This is a genomic window from Caulobacter sp. GW821-FHT10A06, from assembly GCF_059415805.1.
The window spans coordinates 561,230-581,597 of record NZ_JBWKNY010000002.1 but is presented as its reverse complement, the minus strand read 5'-3'; the positions used below and the strand labels follow the sequence as shown (position 1 = coordinate 581,597).

Below are 20,368 nucleotides of genomic sequence, written 5' to 3'. Positions count from 1 at the left end.
GGGCCGCCGGCGGGACGGCCCCACGCCCCCTCCCTACTCGGCCGCCTGCAACGCCCCCACGTAGCGGTTGACCGGGAAGTCCAGGCCCAGGTTGTCGCGGAAGGTCGCCCCTTCGTATTCGGTGCGATACAGCCCGCGCGCCTGGAGGATCGGCACGACAAGCTCGACAAAGGCCTCCAGCTGGCCCGGCAGGCTTTCGAACAGCACGAAGCCGTCGGAGGCGCGCGTCTCGAACCAGTGCTGAAGGCTGTCGGCGACCTGCTCGGGCGCGCCGACGAAGTGGCCGCGCGGCGTGGCGAAGCGCAGGGCCGTCTCGCGCAGGGTCAGGCTGTCGGCCTTCACCGCCGCGACGATGCGGGTGACCGCGCTCTGGTTGGAATTAGCCCCGAACTCGGCCGCCTCCAGCGGGAACGGACCGTCCGGGTCGTGCTGGCTGAAGTCGTACTCGTTGAACGGCCGGGCCAGCATCGACAGGGCGTTGTCCAGCGACACCAGCTCGGTCAGTTCCTTGTAGAGCGCCTCGGCCTCCTCGGCGGTGCGGCCAACCACCGGGCGGGCGGCGGGCAGGACGTGCAGTTGATCCGGATCACGGCCAAAGCCGGCGGCGCGGGCCTTGATATCCTTGTAGTAGGCCTGGGCGGCGTCGACGTCCTCGTGCGAGACGAAGATGGCGTCGGCGCGCTGGGCGGCGAAGGTCTTGCCGTCTTCCGAGGCCCCCGCCTGGAAGATCACCGGCTGCCCCTGGGGCGAGCGGCTGATGTTCAGCGGCCCCTTGACCGAGAAGAACTCGCCCTTGTGGTTCAGGGCGTGAAGCTTAGCGGGATCAAAGAATTGCCCGCCCTTCTTGTCGAAGGTCAGGGCGTCGTCCTCCCACGAGTCCCAGAGGCCCTGCACCACATCCAGGTACTCACCGGCCAGGCGGTAGCGGACGTCGTGGGCGTAGTGCTTCTCGCGGCTGTAGTTGGCGGCGCTGCCTTCCAGCCACGAGGTGACGACGTTCCAGCCGGCGCGGCCGCCGCTGATGTGGTCCAGCGAGGCGAACTGGCGCGCGACGTTGAACGGCTCGCTGTAGCTGACCGTCAGGGTGGCCACGAGGCCGATATTGTTGGTCGCGCCGGCCAGGGCCGACAGGATGGTCAGCGGCTCGAAGCGGTTCAGATAGTGCGGGCTGGACTTCTCGGTGATGTAGACGCTGTCGGCCACGAACAGGAAATCAAACTTGCCGGCCTCGGCCACCTGGGCCTGGCGCTTGTAGAACTGGAAGTCGGTGCTGGCGCTGGGCTGGGCGTCCGGGTGACGCCAGTCGCCCCAGCCGGGGCCGACGCCGTGCAGGATGAAGCCGAGCTTCAATTGGCGTTGCGTAGTCATGGAAAGACGCTCCGATCTTATTCGGCGGGAACCAGGGTGATGTCGCGGACGACCTGCAGGACCGGATCGGCCTCGGTGCGGACCAGCCAGTCGGGGCTGACATCGACGAAGCGGACGACGCGCTCGTGGTCGATGACGACGACGGCGGGCTGGGGCAGCTCCCAGGTCCCCGTGCCGGTCGTGTCGCCGATGAAGCCGCCCTTGGCGCGCTGCGCGGCCTGGCTGGCCTCGTCGGCCGTGTAGAGGATGCCCAGTCGGCGCCCGAGGTCGTTGTTCAGGTCCGAGGCGACCTTGAAGCTCAGATTATGGCGGCTGCGGATCTCGCCCAGCCGCTCGGGGACCTGCGGGCTGACAGCCACCAGGGTCGCGCCCAGGTCGCGTAGGCCCGGCGCCAGGGTCTCATCGTAGTACGGCAGGGCGATGTTGCAGGCCGGGCAGCCGGCGAAGCGGAAGAACACCAGCACGGCAGGACCGCGCTGCAACAGCGCCTCCAGGGCCAACTCGCCGCCCTCGACGTCCTGCAGCACGAACGGCTCCAGGCGGTCGCCAACCTTGACCCATTGCGACGGGTCGGCGGTTTCGACCAGGGTCGCCCGCTGGTCGACATTGACCTTCAGCGCCGCCGGATCCCAGGTGCGGACGCGCTCGGCGTGCAGGTCGGCCAGGCGGTCTTTCAGGCTCTTGCTCATCGGGTTGTCTTCCCTTCGGTTTGATGGGTCTTGGCGGCGGCGAGCTCGGTCGCCATGCGGTAGGCGCGCTCGAAGATCGCCCCCATCCGCCAGTGTTGGTTGGTGTGGGTGGCGGCGTGCTCGCCCCAGCCGTGGTCGCGCCGGAAGGCGCCCAGTTGGCCGGAAGCCAGGGCCTGCTCGGCGGTGATGCCGGCGATGCGGTCGACCTCCGGCCAGACGAACAGGGCGTCCGTCGGGCAGTAGAGTTCGCACAACAGGCAGGTCTGGCAGTCGGCCTGGGTGGCGATTACGACCTTGCCGCCCTCGCCCACCCGCAGCACGTCGCTGGGACAGGCGTCGACGCAGTCCCCGCAGCCGCCGCAGCGTTCCTCGATGACGACCTCGATCATCAGGCGACCTCCGCCTGGGCGAGCGTCGGCTCAAACCGGGTGAAGACGCGGGTCAGGCCCTGGGCGCGCTGGCGGCTGGCCAGGCGCGGATCCAGGCCCGGCGCATCCTCGCGGCGGTGCATGCCGCGGCTCTCGCGACGGGCCAGGGCGGCGGCCTTGCTCCACCGACCGGCGGCGACCAGGGCGGCGGCTTCACGCAGGTGCAGGGCGGCGCGGCCTTCGGCCTGACCGTGATCGGCCAACTCGCGCCAGACCTCGTCCAGGCGCTCCAGCGAGGCGGCCAGGACATCGCCCCGGCGGAAGATGTTCTTGTCGTAGGCGTTCAGCTCCTCGCGCACCGCCTGGACGGCGCCGGCCGTGTCGAACGACCGCGCGGAGAGCCGAGGCGTCAGGCCGGCCTGCCCCGTGGCGATGGCCAGGTCTTCCTGCCGCGCGCCGGTCGATCGCGCCCGCCGGGCCGCAGCCGCCCCGGCCCACTGGCCTGACGACAGCGCCCAGGACGAATTGACCGCCCCGCCGCCCGAGATCGCGCCGGTGACCAGTTCCCGGCTGGCCGCGTCGCCAGCGACATAGAGGCCCGGCACGGCGCTCTGGCAGTCCTCGTCATCGACCCGCAGGCCGCCGATGCCGCGCACCGTGCCCTCAGCATGCAGCGTGACCTCGAAGCGGTCGCTGTAGGTGTCGATCCCAAGCCTTTGGAAAGGCAGTACGAAGTTGGGCTGTACCTCAGGCATCACCTGACGGATGTCGCCCGGCACGCGGTCGAGCCGGCAGAACAGCGGCCCCTTCAGCAACGCCCGCGCCAGGTGCGAGGTAACGTCCGGGCCGTTCGGGATGTCCAGCTCACGGTCATCGGCGTCGAACCAGCGGGCAAAGCTGTAGGCCATCGACCGGGCCATGTTCGTGCCGGCCAGGGCCGGCGTGTAGTAGTTGGTGAACTCCATGCCGGAGAGATCGGCGCCAGCCTCGACGCCCATCAGCAGGCCGTCGCCGGTGTTGGTCGCCGAGCCCAGCAGACGCGAGGCGAAGGCCGTGCCGCCCGTGGCCAGCACCACGGCGCCCGCCCGGATCGTCCACGGCCGTTCCCCCCGCAGGGCGATCCCCGACGCGCCAGCGATCGAGCCATCGCCATGCCGCAGCAGTTGCAGGGCCGGATGGTGGTCCAGGATCCTCGCGCCCGCCGCCAGGGCGTAGGCGCGCATGGCCCGCATGTATTCCGGCCCCCGCAGGCCCCGGTACTGCACCTCACCCTTGTCGTCGGTCGAGAAGGCGTAGTGGTCGGCCAGGGCCGGCAGGCTGGACCAGGTCAGGTCCAGGATCCGCCGCATCCAGTCCGGATCGCCCAGGCCTAGCGAGCGCTTCAAACGATCGGCCACCGCCGCTTCGCGGCGCTCGGGCGGGACCCACCAGTGGCCCGGACCGGCCGTGGCGGTGACGCCGCTGGTGCCGCAATGGCCCTTGTCGACCATCACGACGTCCGCCCCCTCGCGCGCCGCCGCCATGGCCGCCCAAGCGCCGGCCAGGCCGCCGCCGATGATCAGGACGTCGGTCGAGAAGGTCAGAGGCTCACTCACGCGATCGCCCCGTTGAACGAGGCGTCGAAGGCGCCGGCCGGATCGCGAGCGGTGTTCACCGCGCCCGCCGAGCGGAAGCGGTCGAGCACCGCCTTGGCTTCGTTCACGGCTTCCTGGCCCAGCGGCGCGGGTCGGATCCGGTACTGACGCACCGTGTAGAGCGCGACCTCTTCGGAAAGCCCGGTCTCCTTGGCCAGCACCTTGCCAAAAGCGTCCGGGTTCTCGGCCGCCCAGCGCCGGGCCCTGGCCAGGCGCTTAAGGAAGTCCTCGATCTGCGGCCGCTTCTCGGCGATCGCCTTCTCGCTGGCCGCCTCGTAACCGAAACCGCCCAGCAGCCCTTCGCCGTCGATCAGAATGCGCGCCGCGTCGTGCAGGCGCGCCAGGGCGACGTACGAGCCCCAGGTCACCCAGGCGTCGATCGACCCGGCCGTGAAGGCCGCCTTGGCGTCGCCGGGGCTCAGATAGACGATCGAGACGTCGGTGGGCTTCAGCCCCGCCTTCTCCAGCACCACCAAGAGCAGGTAGTGGCCGATCGAGCCGCGCCCCGTGGCGATCTTCTTGCCCCGCAGGTCGGCGAGTGAGCGGATCGGCGAGTCCTTGGAGACCAGGATCGCCGTCGACGAACCGCCGCTGCGGCCCGCCTGCACGGCCTTGATCCTGGCGCCGCCGGCATAGGCGAACAGGAACGGCGCATCGCCGGCTTCGCCCAGGTCGACCGCCCCGGCGCTCACGGCCTCGAGCAGCGGCGCGGCGGCCGGGAACTCGCTCCAGTCGATCTTGTAGGGCACGCCCTCCAGGGCGCCGGAGGCGATCAGCACCGCTTTGGTGCCGCCGCGCTGGCTGCCGACCTTCAGAACGGGCTGGCCGCCTCCGGCTTTGGAGCAAGCGGCCAAACCGGCGAAGGCGATGCCGGTGACGAGTAGCTGGCGTCGGTTCATCGCGCCCTCCCTCAGAAGCTCTGGGTCAGGCGGGCGTAGTAGTAGCCGCCGGTGATGCCGAAGGGCGAGAAGGTCCCGAACTGGCCGGCGCCCTGGTCGGCGTTGAGGATCCCGATCTTGTCGGGGTGCTGGTCGAACAGGTTGTTGGCCCCGATCGCGATGTTGGTGCTCTCACGCACCTGCCAGGCGATATCGAGATCGGTGATCCACTTCGGGCTGAAGGTCCGATCCAGGTTCGCCGAGGTGCCGGCCTCGGTGTATCGGCCGTAGCGGGTGTTGCGCAGGCCGGCGGTCCAGGCGCCCAGCGCCCATTGGGCGCCGACGATGATCTTCTCGCGCGGGGTGCCGATGGTCAGGTCGGCGATCTTCTGGCGGTCAAACAGCACGAGGCTGGGATTGACCGCCTTCAGGACCGCCGGGGTCGCCTTCAGCTTGGTGATCTTGGTCTTGTTGAAGGCATAGGCGGCGTTGAGGTTCAGGCGGCCGAAGTCGCCCAGGCTGAAGCCGTACTCGCCAACGAAGTCGACGCCCGTCGTCCGGGTCGACACCGCGTTGGTGTAGTACGTCGCCGTCAGGCCCTGCGGGAAGCGCGCCAGCAGCGGCGCCAGATCGGCGCGCGACGACAGCTGCGCCACCGACAGGTCGAGATTGCTGGTGTCGACGATGCGATCGTCGATCTGGATCTCGTAGGCGTCCAGGGTCAGGCGCAGGCCAGCGAACGGCTCGGCGGTGACGCCGAAGCTGTAGTTGGTCGAGGTTTCCGGCTTAAGCGTTTCAGCGCCCAAAGCTTTTGCCTCGACGCTGTCGGTGCGAAGCACCTTGGTCGGGAAGGTCAGGTATTCACCCGGAACGCAGGGCGCGCCGCGGAAGATGTTGTTCGGCGCGGCCGGGCACAGGCTGCCGTTGATGGTCGAGGTCGCGAACAGGGTCTGGCCCAGCGACGGCGCGCGGAAGCCGTTGCTGACCGTGGCCCGCACGGCGTAGCCCGGCAGGAACTCCCAGCGCGTGGTCAGCTTGCCGCTGAAGGTGTCGCCCACGCCCTTGCCGTACTTCTCGTAGCGGCCGGCCAGGCCGACATACCAGGTGTCGGTGACGTCGGTCCCGACATCGACATAGGCCGCGCCGCTGTGACGATGGATCGAGCCGGCGTCCTCCGGCGCGGTGCCGGCATACGACGCCAGGCCCGGGTTCGGACGCAGGCCGGCGAACGGCTGGCCGGCCGGGATCACGTAGTCGCCGACGATGTAGGAGGCCTCGTCGCCCGCCTCGATCAGGAAGCGCTCGTAACGATGTTCAAGCCCCCAGGAGACTTGCAGCGGATTCTTCAGCCAACTGGCGAACTCGCGCGTGAAGTCCAGGTTGTTGGTCCACTGCCGGAACTCGTGGGTCGACAGGTGGAAATAGGTCGGGCTCTTCGGACCGAGGGTGGCGTTCAGCGTGTTTTGGCCGTCCAGCTGGGCGTGGTCCTGGGCCAGGGTCGTCGACAGGTCCCACGCCCAGCCGGCCGTCTCGCCGCGCGCGCCGAAGCTGGTCTGGAAGTCCAGCTCGAAGATCCGGCGGTAAGCATTGAAGCCGTCAGGATAAACCTCGGGCAGCGAGTTGCGGTTCAGCGGCCGGCCGGCCGTGACGCCGGCGACCGGGGCCAGGTTGGGCAGGAAGCTGCCGGTGTTCTTCTTCGATGAGCGATGGCTCAGCGTACCCGACGAATAGAGCTTCAGGTCGCGCCAGGGCAGCTCGGCATTATAGGCGGCCGCCAGGATGTCTTCCTCGCCAGGACCGTAGCTGAGGCCCCACGAATAGCGGTCAACCGTGGCGTCGCGCGGATCGGGCGTGACCGTGGTGACGCCGCCGACGGTCGTGACGGTTGGCTGATAGATGTACTGGGCGCGCGAGGGGATGGCGCGGGTGGCCGCCTCGTTGTTCTTCCAGTTCAGGGCCAGGTGCAGGAAGCCGCCGTTATCGCCCAGCCGCCGGCCCCAGTTGATCGTCGCGGCGCGGGTGTCGCCGTCGCCCAGGAAGTTCTGGCCGCCGGTGTAGCTGAACGAGCCGCCCTCGAAGTCGTCCTTCAGGATGATGTTGACGACGCCGGCGATGGCGTCCGAGCCATACTGGGCCGAGGCCCCGTCGCGCAGCACCTCGATGCGTTCGATGGCCGAGGCCGGTATGAAGTCCAGGTCCACCGGCACGCCGCCCCGGCCGACGCGGGCCAAGTTGTTGATCAGCGAGGTGGTGTGGCGGCGCTTGCCATTGACCAGGAACAGGGCCTGGTCGCCGTTCAGGCCGCGCAGGGTGATGGCTCGCACCGTCCACGAGGTGCCGCCGCCGTTGATGCCCGGCAGGTTGAACGACGGGATCAGGGTGTTGAGCACTTCCTTCAGGCCGACCTTGCCGGTGGCCAGCAGCTGGTCGCCGCTGATCACGTCGACGGGTGCGGGGCTGTCGGCGACGGTGCGGCGCGCACCGCGCACGCCGGTGACGATGACGCTGTCGACGGCCGTCGCGCCTTCGGTATCCGCCACGGGAGCGTCGACGACCGGCACGGCATTGGCGTCAGCGGCGTGGGCTGCGCCGCCGCTCAGGGCCAACACCGAGGCGCAGGCGAGCAGCGAGGCGTGGAGAGTATTCTGTCGGGCAGTCGTCTGGGTCTTGGAAAAAGGCAAAAGTCTATCCCCCGCGCCCGGCGGGTCGCCGAGCGTCGTTGTTGATCGATAAGAAGAGAGGCGCGCCGCTGCCCTCGGCGCGCGGGAAGCTTAAGCGGGCTTGCGCTCGCGGTACGGAATGTCGTCGCTGCCGATCAGCACGCGCTCCATCACCCGCGGGAAATCGCCGTAGTCGCGAACCGCGTAGTGTAGGCCCGCTCGGTTGTCCCACAGGGCTACGGAGTTCTTGCGCCAGCGGAAGCGGGCATGGTGCTCGGGCCGCTTCACCTCGTCATACAGACGGGCCAGCAGCGCCCTGCTCTCCTCGGGCGCCAGGTCCACGAAGCGCGGCTTGAGGCTGTAGTTGATCCAGAAGATCTCCTCGCCGGTCTCCGGATGGGTGCGGACCGCCGGATGGGACACCAGAGGATAACGCTGGCCGGCCTTGGCCAGGGCGTCCTGGTAGTCGTGCACGACATAGAGGTCGTCGATCCTGGCCTTCAGGTCTTCGGGAAGACCCTTCCAGATCGCATGGCCATCGGCCCAGATCGTGTCGCCGCCGACCTCGGGAATGTGCACCGCCTTCAGCACCGCGCCGAGCGACGGGTTGATCCGCCAGCTGGTGTCGGTGTGCCAGTGGTTCTCGCGGATGTCGTATTGCTTCAGCGCCTCGGCTGAGATCGGCTGCACCGCGCGGTGCGTCTCGACCCCGCCGATGGGATGGGCGTAGACCTCGCCGAAATTGGCCGCGAAGGCCAGTTGCTGGTCGCGGCTGATGTCCTGGTCGCGGAAGAACAGCACCTTGTGACGCAGCAGCAGCGCCCTCAACGTGTCGCGCTGCTCGCGGTTCAGCTGCTGGCGCAGATCGATCCCGCCGATCTCGGCGCCGATGCTGGGATTGAGCGGCGCCACGCTCAGGCCGACCTGTTCAATCTTGTCGAGGACGTCGCTCATAGGAACCTCCTGAATCCGGCCTCCGAGCCGGTCGAGGCGCAACATGGCCACGACCGCTCGATGGATCGAACGAGTATTTCTCTGAACAAATTCAGAGTTTTATATATCTCGCATCGCAATAGGCGGTATTTGCGAAACGCATAACTTCAGAGCTCCAGGGCGGCGGTGTGGATCAGCTGCGCCAGCTTGGCGATCGAGGCGTGGGGCGTGTCGTTGGTGCGCTGGACGTAGGCCACCTCGGGCAGCGACGGCAGGCGATTGGTGGCCAGCGGCGCCCGCTCAGGCAGGAACAGAGAGGTCCGGCAGGTCACTGCCAGGCCGGCCTGCACCGCGGCCCTCAGAGCCGACAGGCTGGGCGTTTCCAGCGCCACCCGGTACGGCCGCCCGTCACGCTCGAGAGCCGCCAAGGCCGCGTCACGGAAGCGGCACGGCGACTCCAGGATGGCGATCGGCAGCACCTCGCTCTCGGCCAGGACCGACTCGCCGTGCCAGACCATCGGGACCACCCGCGCCGCCCGCGTATCGTCGGCCGCGCCCATGCACAGCACCGTGTCCAGGCGGTCGGCCTCCAACAGGCCCAGCAGTTCCGGCGAGCCCGCCACCCGCACCTGCAACTGGGTGTCGGGATTGAGCTGGGCGAAGCGAGCCAGCACGCCCGACAGCAGGGTCTCGGCAAAGTCCTGGACGAAGCCCACCCGCGCCGGTCCGGCCAGGGCGTCGCCGGTCAGGGCCACCACGGCGCGGTCGTTCAGGGCCAGGATCTCCCGCGCCCTGGGCAGCAGGGTCTGGCCCGCAGGCGTCAGCACCAGCCGCCGGCCCTCGCGGTGGAACAGCGGCGTCAGCACCGTCTCCTCCAGGCGCTTCATCTGCAGGCTCAGCGCGGACTGGGTGACGAACACCCGCTCGGTCGCCCGCAGCATCGAGCCGGAGTCGACAATGGCCACGAAGCTTCGCAGCAGTTCGGTCGGCAGGTTGGTCACCATCGGCGGCCCCTTGAGAATTGCTAATAAGCTATGTGAGGATAAGTCTATTGATCAAGTAGGAATTCAACGTCCTTCTCTGTGGACCCGCGGCGCTTGCGTCGCAACGGTTTCCGACGAGAGAGGACTGCAGTGTCTCTGGCGACGACCTACAGAATTTCTGAAGCTAGGCCGTGGCGCTGGCCCGATCTGGCCCGCGCCCGTTGGCTCTCTCCCGTCGCGTTGCTTGTCTTGTGGGAGCTGGGCGCACGCGCCGGCGTGATCCCGCCGCGGGTCCTCGCCGCGCCGTCGACGGTGCTTGAGACCTTCTGGTCCCTGACCGCCTCGGGCGAGCTGCCCACGAACCTGCTGGTCTCGCTGGCCCGGGCCGGCGCGGGCCTTGGCATCGCGCTCGTCCTGGCGACCGCCCTGGGCCTGATCTCGGGCCTGTCGCGGTGGGGCGAGACGCTGGTCGACCCGCTGATGCAGATCAAGCGGACCATCCCGGTCCTGGCCCTGACGCCGCTGTTCATCGTCTGGTTCGGTATCGGCGAGACGCCGAAGATCCTGCTGATCACCGTCTCGGCGACCTTCCCGCTGTACCTGAACCTGTTCGCCGGCATCCGGGGCGTCGACGTCAAGCTGGTCGAGGCCGCCCGCAGCTTCGGCCTGACAGGCTGGAGCCTGGTGCGCGAAGTGATCCTGCCCGGCGCCCTGCCCTCGTTCTTCGTCGGCCTGCGCTACGCCCTGGGCATCTCGGTGCTGGTGCTGGTGATCGCCGAGCAGATCAACGCCCAGGCCGGCCTCGGCTATCTGGTCAACAACGCCCGCGATTTCATGCGGACCGACATCATCGTCGTCTGCCTGGTCGTCTACGCCCTGCTCGGCCTCGGCGCCGACGCCCTCGTCCGCACGCTGGAGCGCAAGGCGCTGGCGTGGCGCCCCAGCCTCGTGGAGCAATGATCATGGCCGCCCCTCAGCCGCGCCTGCGCCGTCCCGTCGTCTCTCGCTCGAGCCAGGCCGTGGAGCCTGCCGTACAGCTGAAGAACTTCGTCCGCCGCTTCGGTGACAACACCGTCATCGACGGCCTGGACCTCTCGATCGCCCCCGGCGAGTTCGTCGCCCTGCTGGGCGCCAGCGGTTCGGGCAAGACCACCCTGCTGCGCACCCTGGCCGGCCTCGATTCCGCTGTCGGCCAGGACGTGAAGACGCCCGACGCTCGGGCCGTGGTGTTCCAGGACGCGCGGCTGCTGCCGTGGAAGAAGGTCTGGCGAAATGTCGCCCTGGGCCTTTCCGGCGGCGATGTCCGGGCCCGCGCCGAGGCGGCGCTGAAGGAGGTGGGCCTTGGCCATCGCCTCGACGCGTGGCCCGGCACCCTCTCGGGCGGCGAGGCCCAACGCACCGCCTTGGCCCGCGCCCTGGTCCGCGAGCCCGGCCTGCTGCTACTGGATGAGCCCTTCGCGGCCCTGGACGCCCTGACCCGCCTGAAGATGCACGACCTGGTCCTGGCCCTGTGGCGCGAGCACGCCCCGGCCGTCCTGCTGGTCACTCACGACGTCGACGAGGCCATCGCCCTGGCCGACCGCGTACTGGTGCTGGACAAGGGCCACATCGCCGCCGAGGAGCGCATCGACCTGGAGCGCCCGCGCGCGCCGGACGCTCGCTTCCAAGCCATCCGCCGTCGCTTGCTGGGCCACCTGGGCGTCGAGGCTCCGCTGCATAGTGAAGGCCACTTGGTCGCCTTCCCGACCGGCGAGGTCGTGCTCTAGGCCATGAGCCAGCATCGTCCCCACCGCCTCTCGGACTTCGTCGCCGACCTCTCCGACCTGCTGGACCAGACCGGCGACGAGGCCGTGATCCTGCGCGAGGGCGGCGCCCTGCTGGCGCATCTGATCGCCGCTGACGACTGGCTGCCCGAGCCGCAGAGCCAGCCTGATCCGACGCGCTACCAGCAATACCTGCTGCATCGCGATCCGGCCGGCCGCTTCTCGGTGGTCAGCTTCGTCTGGGGACCGGGCCAGGCCACGCCCGTCCACGACCACACCGTCTGGGGCCTGGTCGGCGTGCTGCGCGGAGCCGAACTGTCGCAAGCCTATTCACGACGCGGCGAGATCCTAGCCGCCACCGGCGAGGTCCATCGCCTGGAGGCCGGTCAGGTCGAAGCCGTCTCGCCGACCGTCGGTGACATCCACCGCGTGGCCAACGCCTTCGACGACCGCGTCTCGATCAGCATCCACGTCTATGGCGCGGACATCGGGACCGTCCGCCGGTCGACCTACGACGCCGAGGGCAAGCCGAAGGCCTTCGTCTCCGGCTACGCCAATGTCCCGCCGCCCCTTCTTTTCGATCGCGCCAGCGCCCTGGCCTATGGAGCCGCTGAATGAGCTTGCCTGTCGTCACTCCGGCAGACGTCCGTCGTGACCTGATCGCCCGCCGCGAGATCGCCCTGCTGGACCTGCGCGAGGAAGACCCGTTCGCCAAGGCCCACCCGCTGTTCGCCTCGCAGCTGCCGCTCTCCCGGCTGGAGGTCGAGATCCTGGACCGCGTTCCGCGCCAGGACGCCAAGATCGTCCTCTACGACAACGGCGAAGGCCTGGTCGCGCCGGCTGGCGAGCGACTGGCCACGCTGGGCTATACCAACGTCCACGCCCTGGACGGCGGGCTCGCCGGCTGGACGGCGGCGGGCTACGAGCTGTTCCAGGACGTCAACTCCTACAGCAAGGCCTTCGGCGAGCTGGTCGAGGCGCGGCGACACACGCCGTCCCTGCCCGCCCAGGAGGTTCAGGCCCGTATCGACGCAAAGGCCGATCAGGTGATCCTGGATAGCCGCCGGTTCGAGGAATATGCCGTGATGAGCATCCCCGGCGGCATCAGCACGCCCGGCGCCGAGCTGGTCCTGCGCGCCCGCGAGCTGGCGCCCGATCCCTCGACCACCATCATCGTCAACTGCGCCGGCCGCACCCGCAGCCTGATCGGCGCCCAGTCGCTGGTGAACGCTGGCCTGCCCAACCCGATCTTCGCCCTGCGCAACGGCACGATCGGCTGGACCTTGGCCGAGCAGACGCTGGAGCACGGCCAGAGCCGCAAGTTCCCGGAGGTGCGTGAGCAGACGCTGGACGAGGCTCGCAGCCGCGCCCGCGACGTCGCCTACCGCGCGGGCGTTCGCCGCCTGGACGCCCAAGGCCTGGCCGACCTGGCCCAGGATACGCACCGCACCCTCTATCGCTTCGACGTCCGTACGCCGGAAGAGTTCGCGGCCGGCCACCTGCCCGGCTTCCGTTCAGCGCCGGGCGGCCAGCTAGTGCAGGAGACCGACGTCTTCGCGCCCGTGCGCGGCGGCCGCATCGTGCTGGCCGACGACCTGGGTCCTCGCGCCGACATGACTGCTTCATGGCTGGCTCAGCTGGGCTGGGAGGTCTACGTGCTGGACGGCTTTGACGGCGCGGTGGAGACTGGCGCCTGGACGGCTCGCCTGCCTGCTCTGCCGCCCGTCGAGACCCTGTCACCGAGCGACCTGGTTCAGGCCCTCGCCGACGACGCAGTCGTGGTGGTCGACCTCGCCCCCAGTCCCCGCCACCGCAAGGGCCACGTGCCCGGCGCCTGGTTCGCGATCCGCGCCCAACTTCGAGAGGCCCTGGCGGCCCTGCCCAAGGACAAGGCCATCGTCCTGACTTCGCCCGACGGCGCCGTGGCAGCCCTGGCGGCATCGGAGCTGGAAGAGCTGACCGACCGCCCGGTGCGCGTGCTGGCCGGCGGCACGGACGCCTGGATCGCCGCCGGTCGCGCCGTTGAGCCCGGCCTGACCCACGCCGCCAACGCTCCGACCGACGTCTACAAGCGCCCCTACGAAGGCACGGACAACGCCGCCGAGGCCATGCAGGCCTATCTCGACTGGGAGTTCGGCCTGGTCGACCAACTGGCCCGCGACGCCACCCACGGCTTCTACGTGATCTGATGACCCTGCAGCTCTATTTCGCGCCCGGTTCCTCGTCCCTGGCCCCGCTGGTGGCGCTGGAGGAGATCGACCTCCCCTACGCCGCCCATCGCCTGGACCTGGCGGCCGGCGACCAGCGCAAGCCCGAGTACCTGAAGGTCAATCCGCGTGGCCGCGTGCCGACCCTGGTGGTCGACGGCCAGCCGGTGACCGAGGTGCTGGCCATCCTGACCTATCTGGCTCAACGCTACCCGCACAGCGAGCTGCTGCCCCTGGCCGATCCGCTGAAACTGGCCAAGGCCTATGAGGTGATGGCCTGGTTCGCCAGCACCGTGCATGTCGCCTTCGCCCAGATCGCCCGGCCCGAGCGCTATGCCGACGACGAGACTGTCAAGGCCGCCCTGGCCACGCCCGGCGAGGCCCGCTTCGCCCGCACCCTGACCGACATCGAACGCCTGGCCCAGGGCCCCGGCCCGTGGCTGCTGGGCGAGAGCTTCAGCGCCGTCGACGCCTACGCCCTGGTCATCTGGCGCTGGGCCGAGCGTCGCCAGATCGACACCGGCAAGTACCCCGCCTGGAGCGCCAAGGCGGCCCGCGCCTTCGCCCGTCCCTCCGTCGTCCGCGCGCTCCGCAAGGAAACCGCCCCCGTAGTCGCCTGACATCAGGAGTCCATCATGAGCGTCGAATTCATCGGTTTCATCGGCACCCAGCACGCGTCCGAGATCCATCCGCCGTCCGGCCCGGCCATCGACGTCTCGTATGTCGAGAAGACCGCTCGCGTGCATGAGGAAGGCGGCTTCGACCGCGCCCTGGTGGCCTTCCACTCGACCGGTCCGGAAAGCCAACTGGTCGTGGCCCACGCCGCTTCGGTCACCAAGAAACTGAACTTCATGATCGCCCACCGCCCGGGCTTCACCCAGCCGACCCTGGCCGCGCGCCAGCTCGCGACCTTGGACCACTTCACCGGCGGCCGCGTGGCGGTGCACATCATCACCGGCGGCTCGGACGAGGAACTGGCCAAGGACGGCGACCACCTGACCAAGGACGAGCGCTACGCCCGCACCAGCGAGTATCTGGACATCGTCCGCGCCGAGTGGACCGGCGACAAGCCGTTCGACTATGCCGGCCAGTACTACAAGGTCGACCAGGGCTTCGGCGCGGTGAAGCCGCTGCAGGCGCCGCACATCCCGATCTATTTCGGCGGCTCATCGGACGCGGCCATTCCGGTGGCCGGCAAGCACGCCGACATCTACGCCCTGTGGGGCGAGACCCAGGCCCAGGTGCGCGAGACCATCGCTCGCGTCCGCGCCGCGGCCGCCAAGCACGGCCGCCAGGTGCGGTTCTCGCTGTCGCTGCGCCCGGTGATCGCCGACACCGAGGAAGCCGCCTGGGCGCGCGCCGACGATATCGTCGCCAAGGCCAAGGCCCTGCGCGAGGCCGCCGGCCTGCCCACCACTGGCCACCGTCCGCCCAACGCCGGCTCTCAGCGCCTGCTGGACGCCGCCGCGCAAGGCTCGCGCCTGGACAAGCGCCTGTGGACCGGCGTCGCCGGCGTCACCGGCGCCCAGGGCAACTCGACGGGTCTGGTCGGTACGCCCGAGCAGGTCGCCGAGAGCCTGTTGGACTACTACGACCTAGGCGTTTCGACGTTCCTGATCCGGGGCTTCGATCCGGTGGAGGACGCCATCGCCTATGGCCGCGACCTGATCCCGCTGGTCCGCCAGCAGGTGGCCGAGCGTGATCTGCGCCTGGCCCGGGCCGCGAGCTGATCCATGCCCTACGACGCCACTCCGCCTGTCTCGCCCGACTTCAAGGACGTCCTGGCGCATCTGGCGAGCGGCGTCGCCATCATCTCGTGCTGGGACGGCGAGACGCCGCGTGGCCTGCTGGTCAGCTCCATCACCGGCCTGTCTGTCGAGCCGCCCCGCTTCCTGTTCTGCGTCCGTAAGGAGGCCGCCAGCCATGACGCGCTGTCGGCCTCGGGCGAATGCGGCGTCGCCCTGCTGGGCGCGACCGACGAGGACGAGGCGATGAAGTTCGCTAGTTCGTCTCGCGCGACGGAACGCTTCGCGCCGGAGCGCTGGCGACTGGAAGAAGGTCCTCCGGCCTATCGCGGCGGCCTGGCGACCGCTCACTGCCGCATCGACAGCATCGCCGACGCCGGCAGCCACTCGATCTTTATCGTCACGGCGACGGCCAGCGCGCTGGTCTCGGGCCCACCCCTGGTGGCCTGGAACCGGGCCTTGCGCGCCCTAGAGCCGCATCCTCAGCCCTAGACCGAACGAGCGGCCCGAGCGGCCGATCTGCAGCGGGCGACTGCGCTGGTTCTCGTAGGCCGCCTCGACCGTGTCGGTCAGGTTGCTGGCCTCGACATGGATCGAGAGGCGCGGGCTGAGATCGTAGGATCCGGCGGCGTCCAGGTAGCCGGCGCTGGCGACCACGAAACTCGACACCCCGCCGCCCTGCATGTCGGCCTCAGAGCCGAACGGCGAGCGCCAGGTCCACGACAGGTGGGCGTGCAGCCGGCCGCGCTCGACGAACGGGCTGATCGAATAGGACAGACGCGAAACGCCGTTGAGCCGCCCCCGCTGACCCGCGTCGTTGCGGCTGGCGGCGTCGACCCAGGTGGCGCTGCTCCAGACGCCGAAACCGTGGGCGAAGCGTCGGCTGAAGGCGGCCTCCAGGCCGGTGACATAGGCCTGACCGGCGTTGCGCGGCCGTGACATCATCACCGTCGCCACCACCGGCGGTCCTGCGCGCGTGGCGAAGGCCAGACGCTCGGGCTGGGTCGAGACGACGATGAAGTCGTCGATCGACTTGTGGAACACCGCCAGGCTGGCGCCGCCGAAGCCCTCGAACTCGCGCTCCAGCGACAGGTCATAGTTGGTCGCCAGGTATGGCTTCAGTTCCGGATTGCCACCCACGCCCGAGAACAGTGTCCCCGGCGAGGGATTGTCGATCTCGGCCTGACCCCGCTGGTAGAGGATCGAGACCAGGCTGCTGGCCGGCACCGTGGCCGAGCGCAGGTCGGCCAACGACGGCCGGGTGATGCTGCGCGAGGCCGCCAGACGCAGTCGCCAACGGTCGTCCAGGGCAATGGCCAGGTTGGCGCTGGGCAGGACCACGGCGTGAGAACCGGCATAACGAACCGGCTTCACCTCCATGTAGCCCGTCCCCGAAACGCCCTGCAGCGATCCCGCCACGTCCGTGTGGGTCTGCGCGACCCGAACACCTACATTGCCGCTGGCCGATCGCCCCATCACGCCGGTGGAAAAATCCAGGCGCCCGTAGGCGGCCAGGATCCGCTCGCCGACCTTGTAGGAGCCTTGCAGGTCCGCGCCCGTGGGAACCAGGTCCTTGGCGTCAACGACCACGCTATCGGCCTCGCCCGGCAAGTAGAACCCACTCCGGAAAGCGTTGAAGTCAGCTGCGGTCCAGGCCGGCGGACGCGACGCGGCCAAGCGGTCGAAGGCGGCGCGGGGCGCGGCGATGTCGAAGAAGCCCGCGTCGACGATCGTCCCGGGCCGGGCCGCGGCCTCACGATCGCGGCGCTGGAAGTTCCGCCCGCGATCGGTGATCTGACCGCCCAGACGCAGCCTATCCAGCCGCAACGGCCCCAGGGCCCCGTCGATCGGTCGTTCGGCGGCGATCAGGGCGGTGGCGTCATGGTCCTCCACATGGGTGGCGCGGACGCCATAACGCGAGAAGGTCAGCTTGCTCGGATCCGTCAGGTCGAACGTCGTCGACAGCAGCGGCGCCTTGCGGCGCTCGATCAGGTCGGGCCCCAGGTCGAAGGCATAGGACACGCCCAGCGGACTGACCGCGCCGATCCGCTGGAGCGGCGTATCGAGATTCGAGCGCGCGCTGGACAGGCTGAGGCGCGGCTCCAGCGTCCAGGCGCCGGCATCGGCCTTCATGGCCAGGCTGGCCGAGACGTTGTCGTGGACCTGGTCGGAGACTTCCAGATTGTTGCTGATCTGGCCCGCCGCGACCCGGCCGCCGACCAGAGTACGGTCCTCGAACCTGGCGTCGCCCGCTGCCAGGACCTGGGCCGCGAAGTCGCCGATCCCGTAGACGACGCGGTCTTCGCGGATGCCGTTGTTGAAGCGCGAGGCCAAGGCGTCGAGATAGAGGGTGACGGAAGGCGCCCCCCGCCATTCGACACCGGCGAAAGCGGTGGCGCGAGCGCGTTGCTCCTGCTCGACCGTGGTGCGGATATCCTCGGGGAGGGTCAACGACGCACCACCAATGACGAAGTCGCGATAGCGCGAGACCTGGAAGCGGTCGTACTGCACTTCGCGGCGTTCGGTGGAGACGCCGGCCACCACACCCAGGCGGTCGTCCGCGCGCCGCCAGCGGCCGGAAATCGCCAGGTCCGGCGAGACCGCGCCAGAGCGGACCTCGGCATGGGCGTCGGCGCGGACCGACAGGTACGACGGCCCCTCCAGCCCTCGCACCGTGCGGATGTCGATGTTCGAGCCGATGCCACCGTCGACCAGATCCGCCGTTGCCGACTTGGCCACGACGGCCCCGGCCAGCAGGTCGGCGGACAAGGCTCGGAACCGAAACTGCCGGCCGCTCTGGGTGGAGTTGCGGATGTTTTCGTTGAACGCCACCGGCGCGCCGTTCAGGGTCACCGACTGGAACAGCGGCCCCAATCCCCGGACGCTGACAAACTGCCCTTCCCCCACCTCGCGCTCGATGGCCACGCCCGGCACCCGCTGCAGGGCCTCGGCGAGGTTGGCGGCGGGCAGCTCGCCGATCCGGCCGGCCGAAACGGCGTCGATGATCGCGTCGGCGCGACGCTTCTGGAGCAGCGCGTCCTCGATCCCGGCCACGAAGGCGGCGGTGATGGTCACCTCGTCCAGTCCGACCGGTTCTTCCGGACGCGGCGCGGCGCGCGGCGGAGCCGCTGCCGGCGCTTCAGCCCAGACCCGCACCGAGGCATGGTCGCTGAGTTCGTAACGCAGGCCCGTACCGACCAGCAGGCGTTTGATCGCCTCGGGCCAGGCCATGGTCCCTGACACCGCATTGGCGCGATAGGTCCGGCCGGGCTCGGTGGACAGAGCAAAAGCGCAGCCAGCCTTCAGGCACAGCGCCATCAGGGCGGCGCGGGCATCCTGGGCGGGAATGTCGAAACGGGTCGTCGCCTGCGCCGAAAGCGGCGCGGCCAGGGCCAGCGCCGCGATCGACAGAGCGGACACGCGGCGAAGCGACATAATTCGACTGACGAAAAACCCCCGACGCGGTGAAAGCGCCTGAGGGGTCTGGTAGCTCGGCTTCGTGACAGTCGCGCGAAACTAGCGCGCCGAGGCGGTGACCTCGCCCGAGGCCGTGCGCGTCAACGTCACCGGCAGCACTCGGGAAGCGCGGTCGACGACCGTGCCCCGACCGTCCAGCGGCAGCATGGCGGTGACGCGCTGGCGGCCCAGGGCCGGGTTGGCCAGGCGGATCTTGGCGTCGGTGTAGCGACCCAGCTCGGCCAGCACCTCGGACAGGGCCGCGTCCTGGAAGACCAGGCGACGCTGACGCCAGGCTACGGCGGTGGCCGGATCGATGCGGGCTTCGCGACGGACCACGCCGCCGGCCAGGTACGACACCTGGTCGCCGGGGGTGAGACGGACGGGCTCGGTCGAGACGCGGGGCTGGCGAACCTCGACCGAGCCCTCCAGCAACTCCACTCGGGCACGGCCGTCGCGGAGGCTCGTGGCGAAATGGGTGCCGGTCACGACGACCTGACGGTCGGCCAGGGCGACTTGGAACGGATGGGTCTTGTCGTGGGCCACGGCGAAATAGGCCGCGCCCTTGTCCAGGGCCAGGCGGCGCACGCGGCCGTCGACCTTGGCGCGAAGCGTGGTGGCGGTGTCCAGCGTGACGACCGAACCGTCGGCCAGGGTCACGTCACGGATCTCACCGACGGCGGTCGTGTAGGTCGCAGCGCCCGCCAGCGGATCCTGGAAGCGAGTCACCAGGGTCGGCGTGATCGCCACGGCCAACACGGCGGCGACCAGGCCACCGGCCAGCGCCACGGGCGTCCAGCCGGGCGCGGCACGGCGCTTGCGAGGCGCGGGCGGGATCAGGTTCAGTTCGCCCAGCAGCTCGGCGCGCAGGCTTTGCGTCTCGCGCAGCAGGGCCTTGGCGGCCTGATAGTCGGCCAGGTTCGCCGGATCGGCCGACAGCCAGCGCTCGAACGCCGCCTGGGTGGCGCGCGAGACGTCGGGACGACCCAGGCGCACGACCCAGTCCTCCGCGCTGCGCGGCTGGCGTTCGAAAAAGGTGGCGAAACGGTCGAGCATCTTGGCGTTTGGAGCCTTCCTGGCGGGGGGACGTATCTTCACAACGATCGGCGAGCGGAACACCTCAGGTCTCCCGCGCGGCTTTCAAGCGTCGTAGCGCTTCGGCCAGGTGCTTTTCCACCATGCTGACCGAAACACCCAGGCGCTCGGCGATCTGGCGATAGCTGAGATCCTCGAAGCGATGCAGCAGGAAGGCGTCGCGACAGCGCGGCGGCAGGTCACGGATGGCGGCGGCGATCCCGGCCAGGTCCTGGCGGGCGATCGAGCGGCGATCGGCGGCCGGATCCTCGCTGGGCGCATTCTCCCAGGCCGAGGTCGTGTCGTCGGCGTCGAGCTGCAGGGTGCGCGCGCGCTCACGATTGGCCTGCTTCCAGTGATCCTTCAGCAGGTTCTTGGCGATGGCGAACAGCAGCGGGCGACCGTCGGCCTGGCCCAGCTCGTGCCCGGCCCGGTGAAAGCGCGCGAACGTCTCCTGGACGATGTCCTCGGCGTCTTCCAGCGACTGTCCCCGCCGCTGCAGGAACGTGACGAGTTCGGCCCGCAGCCCCCTCATGCCGCTCCCCTTGAATAAACGCACAGAAGCGCTCCCCCCGGCGAAGGGGGGAGCGCGACCGGTGATGGCGTCAAG

18 protein-coding genes are annotated in these 20,368 nt (G+C 69.6%); 7 read left to right on the top strand and 11 right to left on the bottom strand.

All coding sequences use genetic code 11. The features are described 5' to 3' along the window. Positions 1–33: 33 nt before the first annotated feature. The 8 genes from AC07NF_RS06460 to AC07NF_RS06425 all read right to left on the bottom strand — a co-directional run bounded on the left by AC07NF_RS06460 (position 34) and on the right by AC07NF_RS06425 (position 9,534). A complete protein-coding gene (locus tag AC07NF_RS06460; protein ID WP_494628016.1) occupies positions 34–1,368 on the bottom strand; it encodes an LLM class flavin-dependent oxidoreductase in 1,335 nt (444 codons plus the stop codon). Positions 1,369–1,385: 17 nt separating this feature from the next. Next, the gene (locus AC07NF_RS06455; protein WP_494628018.1) at positions 1,386–2,057 is read right to left on the bottom strand and encodes a peroxiredoxin-like family protein; all 672 of its coding nucleotides are present in this window, start codon (positions 2,055–2,057) and stop codon (positions 1,386–1,388) included. Further along, positions 2,054–2,446, bottom strand: coding sequence for a 4Fe-4S dicluster domain-containing protein (locus AC07NF_RS06450; RefSeq protein ID WP_494628020.1), 393 nt, complete (start codon positions 2,444–2,446; stop codon positions 2,054–2,056). The genes AC07NF_RS06455 and AC07NF_RS06450 overlap by 4 nt, the downstream gene beginning before the upstream one ends. After that, complete coding sequence (locus AC07NF_RS06445; protein ID WP_494628022.1) at positions 2,446–4,020, bottom strand: FAD-dependent oxidoreductase; 1,575 nt, start codon at positions 4,018–4,020, stop codon at positions 2,446–2,448. Before AC07NF_RS06445 ends, AC07NF_RS06450 begins: the two co-directional genes overlap by 1 nt. After that, positions 4,017–4,958: an ABC transporter substrate-binding protein gene (locus AC07NF_RS06440; RefSeq protein ID WP_494628024.1), complete on the bottom strand. Its 942-nt coding sequence runs from the start codon at positions 4,956–4,958 to the stop codon at positions 4,017–4,019. The genes AC07NF_RS06445 and AC07NF_RS06440 overlap by 4 nt, the downstream gene beginning before the upstream one ends. Before the next feature lie 11 nt (positions 4,959–4,969). Continuing rightward, positions 4,970–7,618: a TonB-dependent receptor plug domain-containing protein gene (locus tag AC07NF_RS06435; RefSeq protein ID WP_494628026.1), complete on the bottom strand. Its 2,649-nt coding sequence runs from the start codon at positions 7,616–7,618 to the stop codon at positions 4,970–4,972. A gap of 90 nt (positions 7,619–7,708) precedes the next feature. Continuing rightward, on the bottom strand, positions 7,709–8,551 hold the full coding sequence (locus tag AC07NF_RS06430; RefSeq protein ID WP_494628028.1) for a TauD/TfdA dioxygenase family protein: 843 nt from the start codon (positions 8,549–8,551) through the stop codon (positions 7,709–7,711). Between the two features lie 146 nt (positions 8,552–8,697). Next, on the bottom strand, positions 8,698–9,534 hold the full coding sequence (locus AC07NF_RS06425) for a LysR substrate-binding domain-containing protein (protein ID WP_494628030.1): 837 nt from the start codon (positions 9,532–9,534) through the stop codon (positions 8,698–8,700). A 255-nt stretch (positions 9,535–9,789) separates the two neighbouring features. On the opposite strand from AC07NF_RS06425, the gene AC07NF_RS06420 reads away from it, so the two are divergent. Genes AC07NF_RS06420 through AC07NF_RS06390 form a run of 7 tightly spaced genes read left to right on the top strand, consistent with a single transcriptional unit; the run spans position 9,790 to position 15,720 of the window. Continuing rightward, a complete protein-coding gene (locus AC07NF_RS06420) occupies positions 9,790–10,473 on the top strand; it encodes an ABC transporter permease subunit (protein ID WP_494628032.1) in 684 nt (227 codons plus the stop codon). A 2-nt stretch (positions 10,474–10,475) separates the two neighbouring features. Next, positions 10,476–11,279 carry an ABC transporter ATP-binding protein gene (locus tag AC07NF_RS06415; RefSeq protein ID WP_494628034.1) on the top strand — a complete coding sequence of 268 codons (804 nt, stop codon included), beginning with the start codon at positions 10,476–10,478 and terminating at the stop codon, positions 11,277–11,279. 3 nt (positions 11,280–11,282) lie between these two features. Beyond that, positions 11,283–11,894, top strand: coding sequence for a cysteine dioxygenase family protein (locus AC07NF_RS06410; RefSeq protein WP_494628036.1), 612 nt, complete (start codon positions 11,283–11,285; stop codon positions 11,892–11,894). Continuing rightward, positions 11,891–13,465 carry a rhodanese-like domain-containing protein gene (locus AC07NF_RS06405; protein ID WP_494628038.1) on the top strand — a complete coding sequence of 525 codons (1,575 nt, stop codon included), beginning with the start codon at positions 11,891–11,893 and terminating at the stop codon, positions 13,463–13,465. The genes AC07NF_RS06410 and AC07NF_RS06405 overlap by 4 nt, the downstream gene beginning before the upstream one ends. After that, a complete protein-coding gene (locus AC07NF_RS06400) occupies positions 13,465–14,103 on the top strand; it encodes a glutathione S-transferase family protein (protein WP_494628040.1) in 639 nt (212 codons plus the stop codon). The genes AC07NF_RS06405 and AC07NF_RS06400 overlap by 1 nt, the downstream gene beginning before the upstream one ends. Positions 14,104–14,118: 15 nt before the next feature. Beyond that, on the top strand, positions 14,119–15,213 hold the full coding sequence (locus AC07NF_RS06395) for an LLM class flavin-dependent oxidoreductase (RefSeq protein ID WP_494628042.1): 1,095 nt from the start codon (positions 14,119–14,121) through the stop codon (positions 15,211–15,213). A 3-nt stretch (positions 15,214–15,216) separates the two neighbouring features. Next, on the top strand, positions 15,217–15,720 hold the full coding sequence (locus tag AC07NF_RS06390; protein ID WP_494628044.1) for a flavin reductase family protein: 504 nt from the start codon (positions 15,217–15,219) through the stop codon (positions 15,718–15,720). On the opposite strand, the gene AC07NF_RS06385 is transcribed toward AC07NF_RS06390, so the two are convergent. The 3 genes from AC07NF_RS06385 to AC07NF_RS06375 all read right to left on the bottom strand — a co-directional run bounded on the left by AC07NF_RS06385 (position 15,697) and on the right by AC07NF_RS06375 (position 20,293). Further along, positions 15,697–18,648 carry a TonB-dependent receptor gene (locus AC07NF_RS06385; protein ID WP_494628046.1) on the bottom strand — a complete coding sequence of 984 codons (2,952 nt, stop codon included), beginning with the start codon at positions 18,646–18,648 and terminating at the stop codon, positions 15,697–15,699. The two genes, AC07NF_RS06390 and AC07NF_RS06385, sit on opposite strands and share 24 nt — an antisense overlap. Positions 18,649–18,744: 96 nt before the next feature. Continuing rightward, entirely contained in the window at positions 18,745–19,740 is a 996-nt protein-coding gene (locus tag AC07NF_RS06380; RefSeq protein ID WP_494628048.1) for a FecR family protein, read from the bottom strand. 64 nt (positions 19,741–19,804) lie between these two features. Continuing rightward, positions 19,805–20,293, bottom strand: coding sequence for an RNA polymerase sigma factor (locus AC07NF_RS06375; RefSeq protein WP_454759820.1), 489 nt, complete (start codon positions 20,291–20,293; stop codon positions 19,805–19,807). Between the last annotated feature and the right edge of the window lie 75 nt (positions 20,294–20,368).

Excerpts from the sequence above, each read along its gene's own strand:
- AC07NF_RS06415 (WP_494628034.1), top strand. The coding sequence starts at position 10,476 with ATGGCCGCCCCTCAGCCGCGCCTGCGCCGTCCCGTCGTCTCTCGCTCG.
- AC07NF_RS06455 (WP_494628018.1), bottom strand. The coding sequence starts at position 2,057 with ATGAGCAAGAGCCTGAAAGACCGCCTGGCCGACCTGCACGCCGAGCGC.
- AC07NF_RS06375 (WP_454759820.1), bottom strand. The coding sequence starts at position 20,293 with ATGAGGGGGCTGCGGGCCGAACTCGTCACGTTCCTGCAGCGGCGGGGA.
- AC07NF_RS06440 (WP_494628024.1), bottom strand. The coding sequence starts at position 4,958 with ATGAACCGACGCCAGCTACTCGTCACCGGCATCGCCTTCGCCGGTTTG.
- AC07NF_RS06405 (WP_494628038.1), top strand. The coding sequence starts at position 11,891 with ATGAGCTTGCCTGTCGTCACTCCGGCAGACGTCCGTCGTGACCTGATC.
- AC07NF_RS06400 (WP_494628040.1), top strand. The coding sequence starts at position 13,465 with ATGACCCTGCAGCTCTATTTCGCGCCCGGTTCCTCGTCCCTGGCCCCG.
- AC07NF_RS06380 (WP_494628048.1), bottom strand. The coding sequence starts at position 19,740 with ATGCTCGACCGTTTCGCCACCTTTTTCGAACGCCAGCCGCGCAGCGCG.
- AC07NF_RS06395 (WP_494628042.1), top strand. The coding sequence starts at position 14,119 with ATGAGCGTCGAATTCATCGGTTTCATCGGCACCCAGCACGCGTCCGAG.
- AC07NF_RS06450 (WP_494628020.1), bottom strand. The coding sequence starts at position 2,446 with ATGATCGAGGTCGTCATCGAGGAACGCTGCGGCGGCTGCGGGGACTGC.
- AC07NF_RS06430 (WP_494628028.1), bottom strand. The coding sequence starts at position 8,551 with ATGAGCGACGTCCTCGACAAGATTGAACAGGTCGGCCTGAGCGTGGCG.
- AC07NF_RS06410 (WP_494628036.1), top strand. The coding sequence starts at position 11,283 with ATGAGCCAGCATCGTCCCCACCGCCTCTCGGACTTCGTCGCCGACCTC.
- AC07NF_RS06390 (WP_494628044.1), top strand. The coding sequence starts at position 15,217 with ATGCCCTACGACGCCACTCCGCCTGTCTCGCCCGACTTCAAGGACGTC.
- AC07NF_RS06460 (WP_494628016.1), bottom strand. The coding sequence starts at position 1,368 with ATGACTACGCAACGCCAATTGAAGCTCGGCTTCATCCTGCACGGCGTC.
- AC07NF_RS06425 (WP_494628030.1), bottom strand. The coding sequence starts at position 9,534 with ATGGTGACCAACCTGCCGACCGAACTGCTGCGAAGCTTCGTGGCCATT.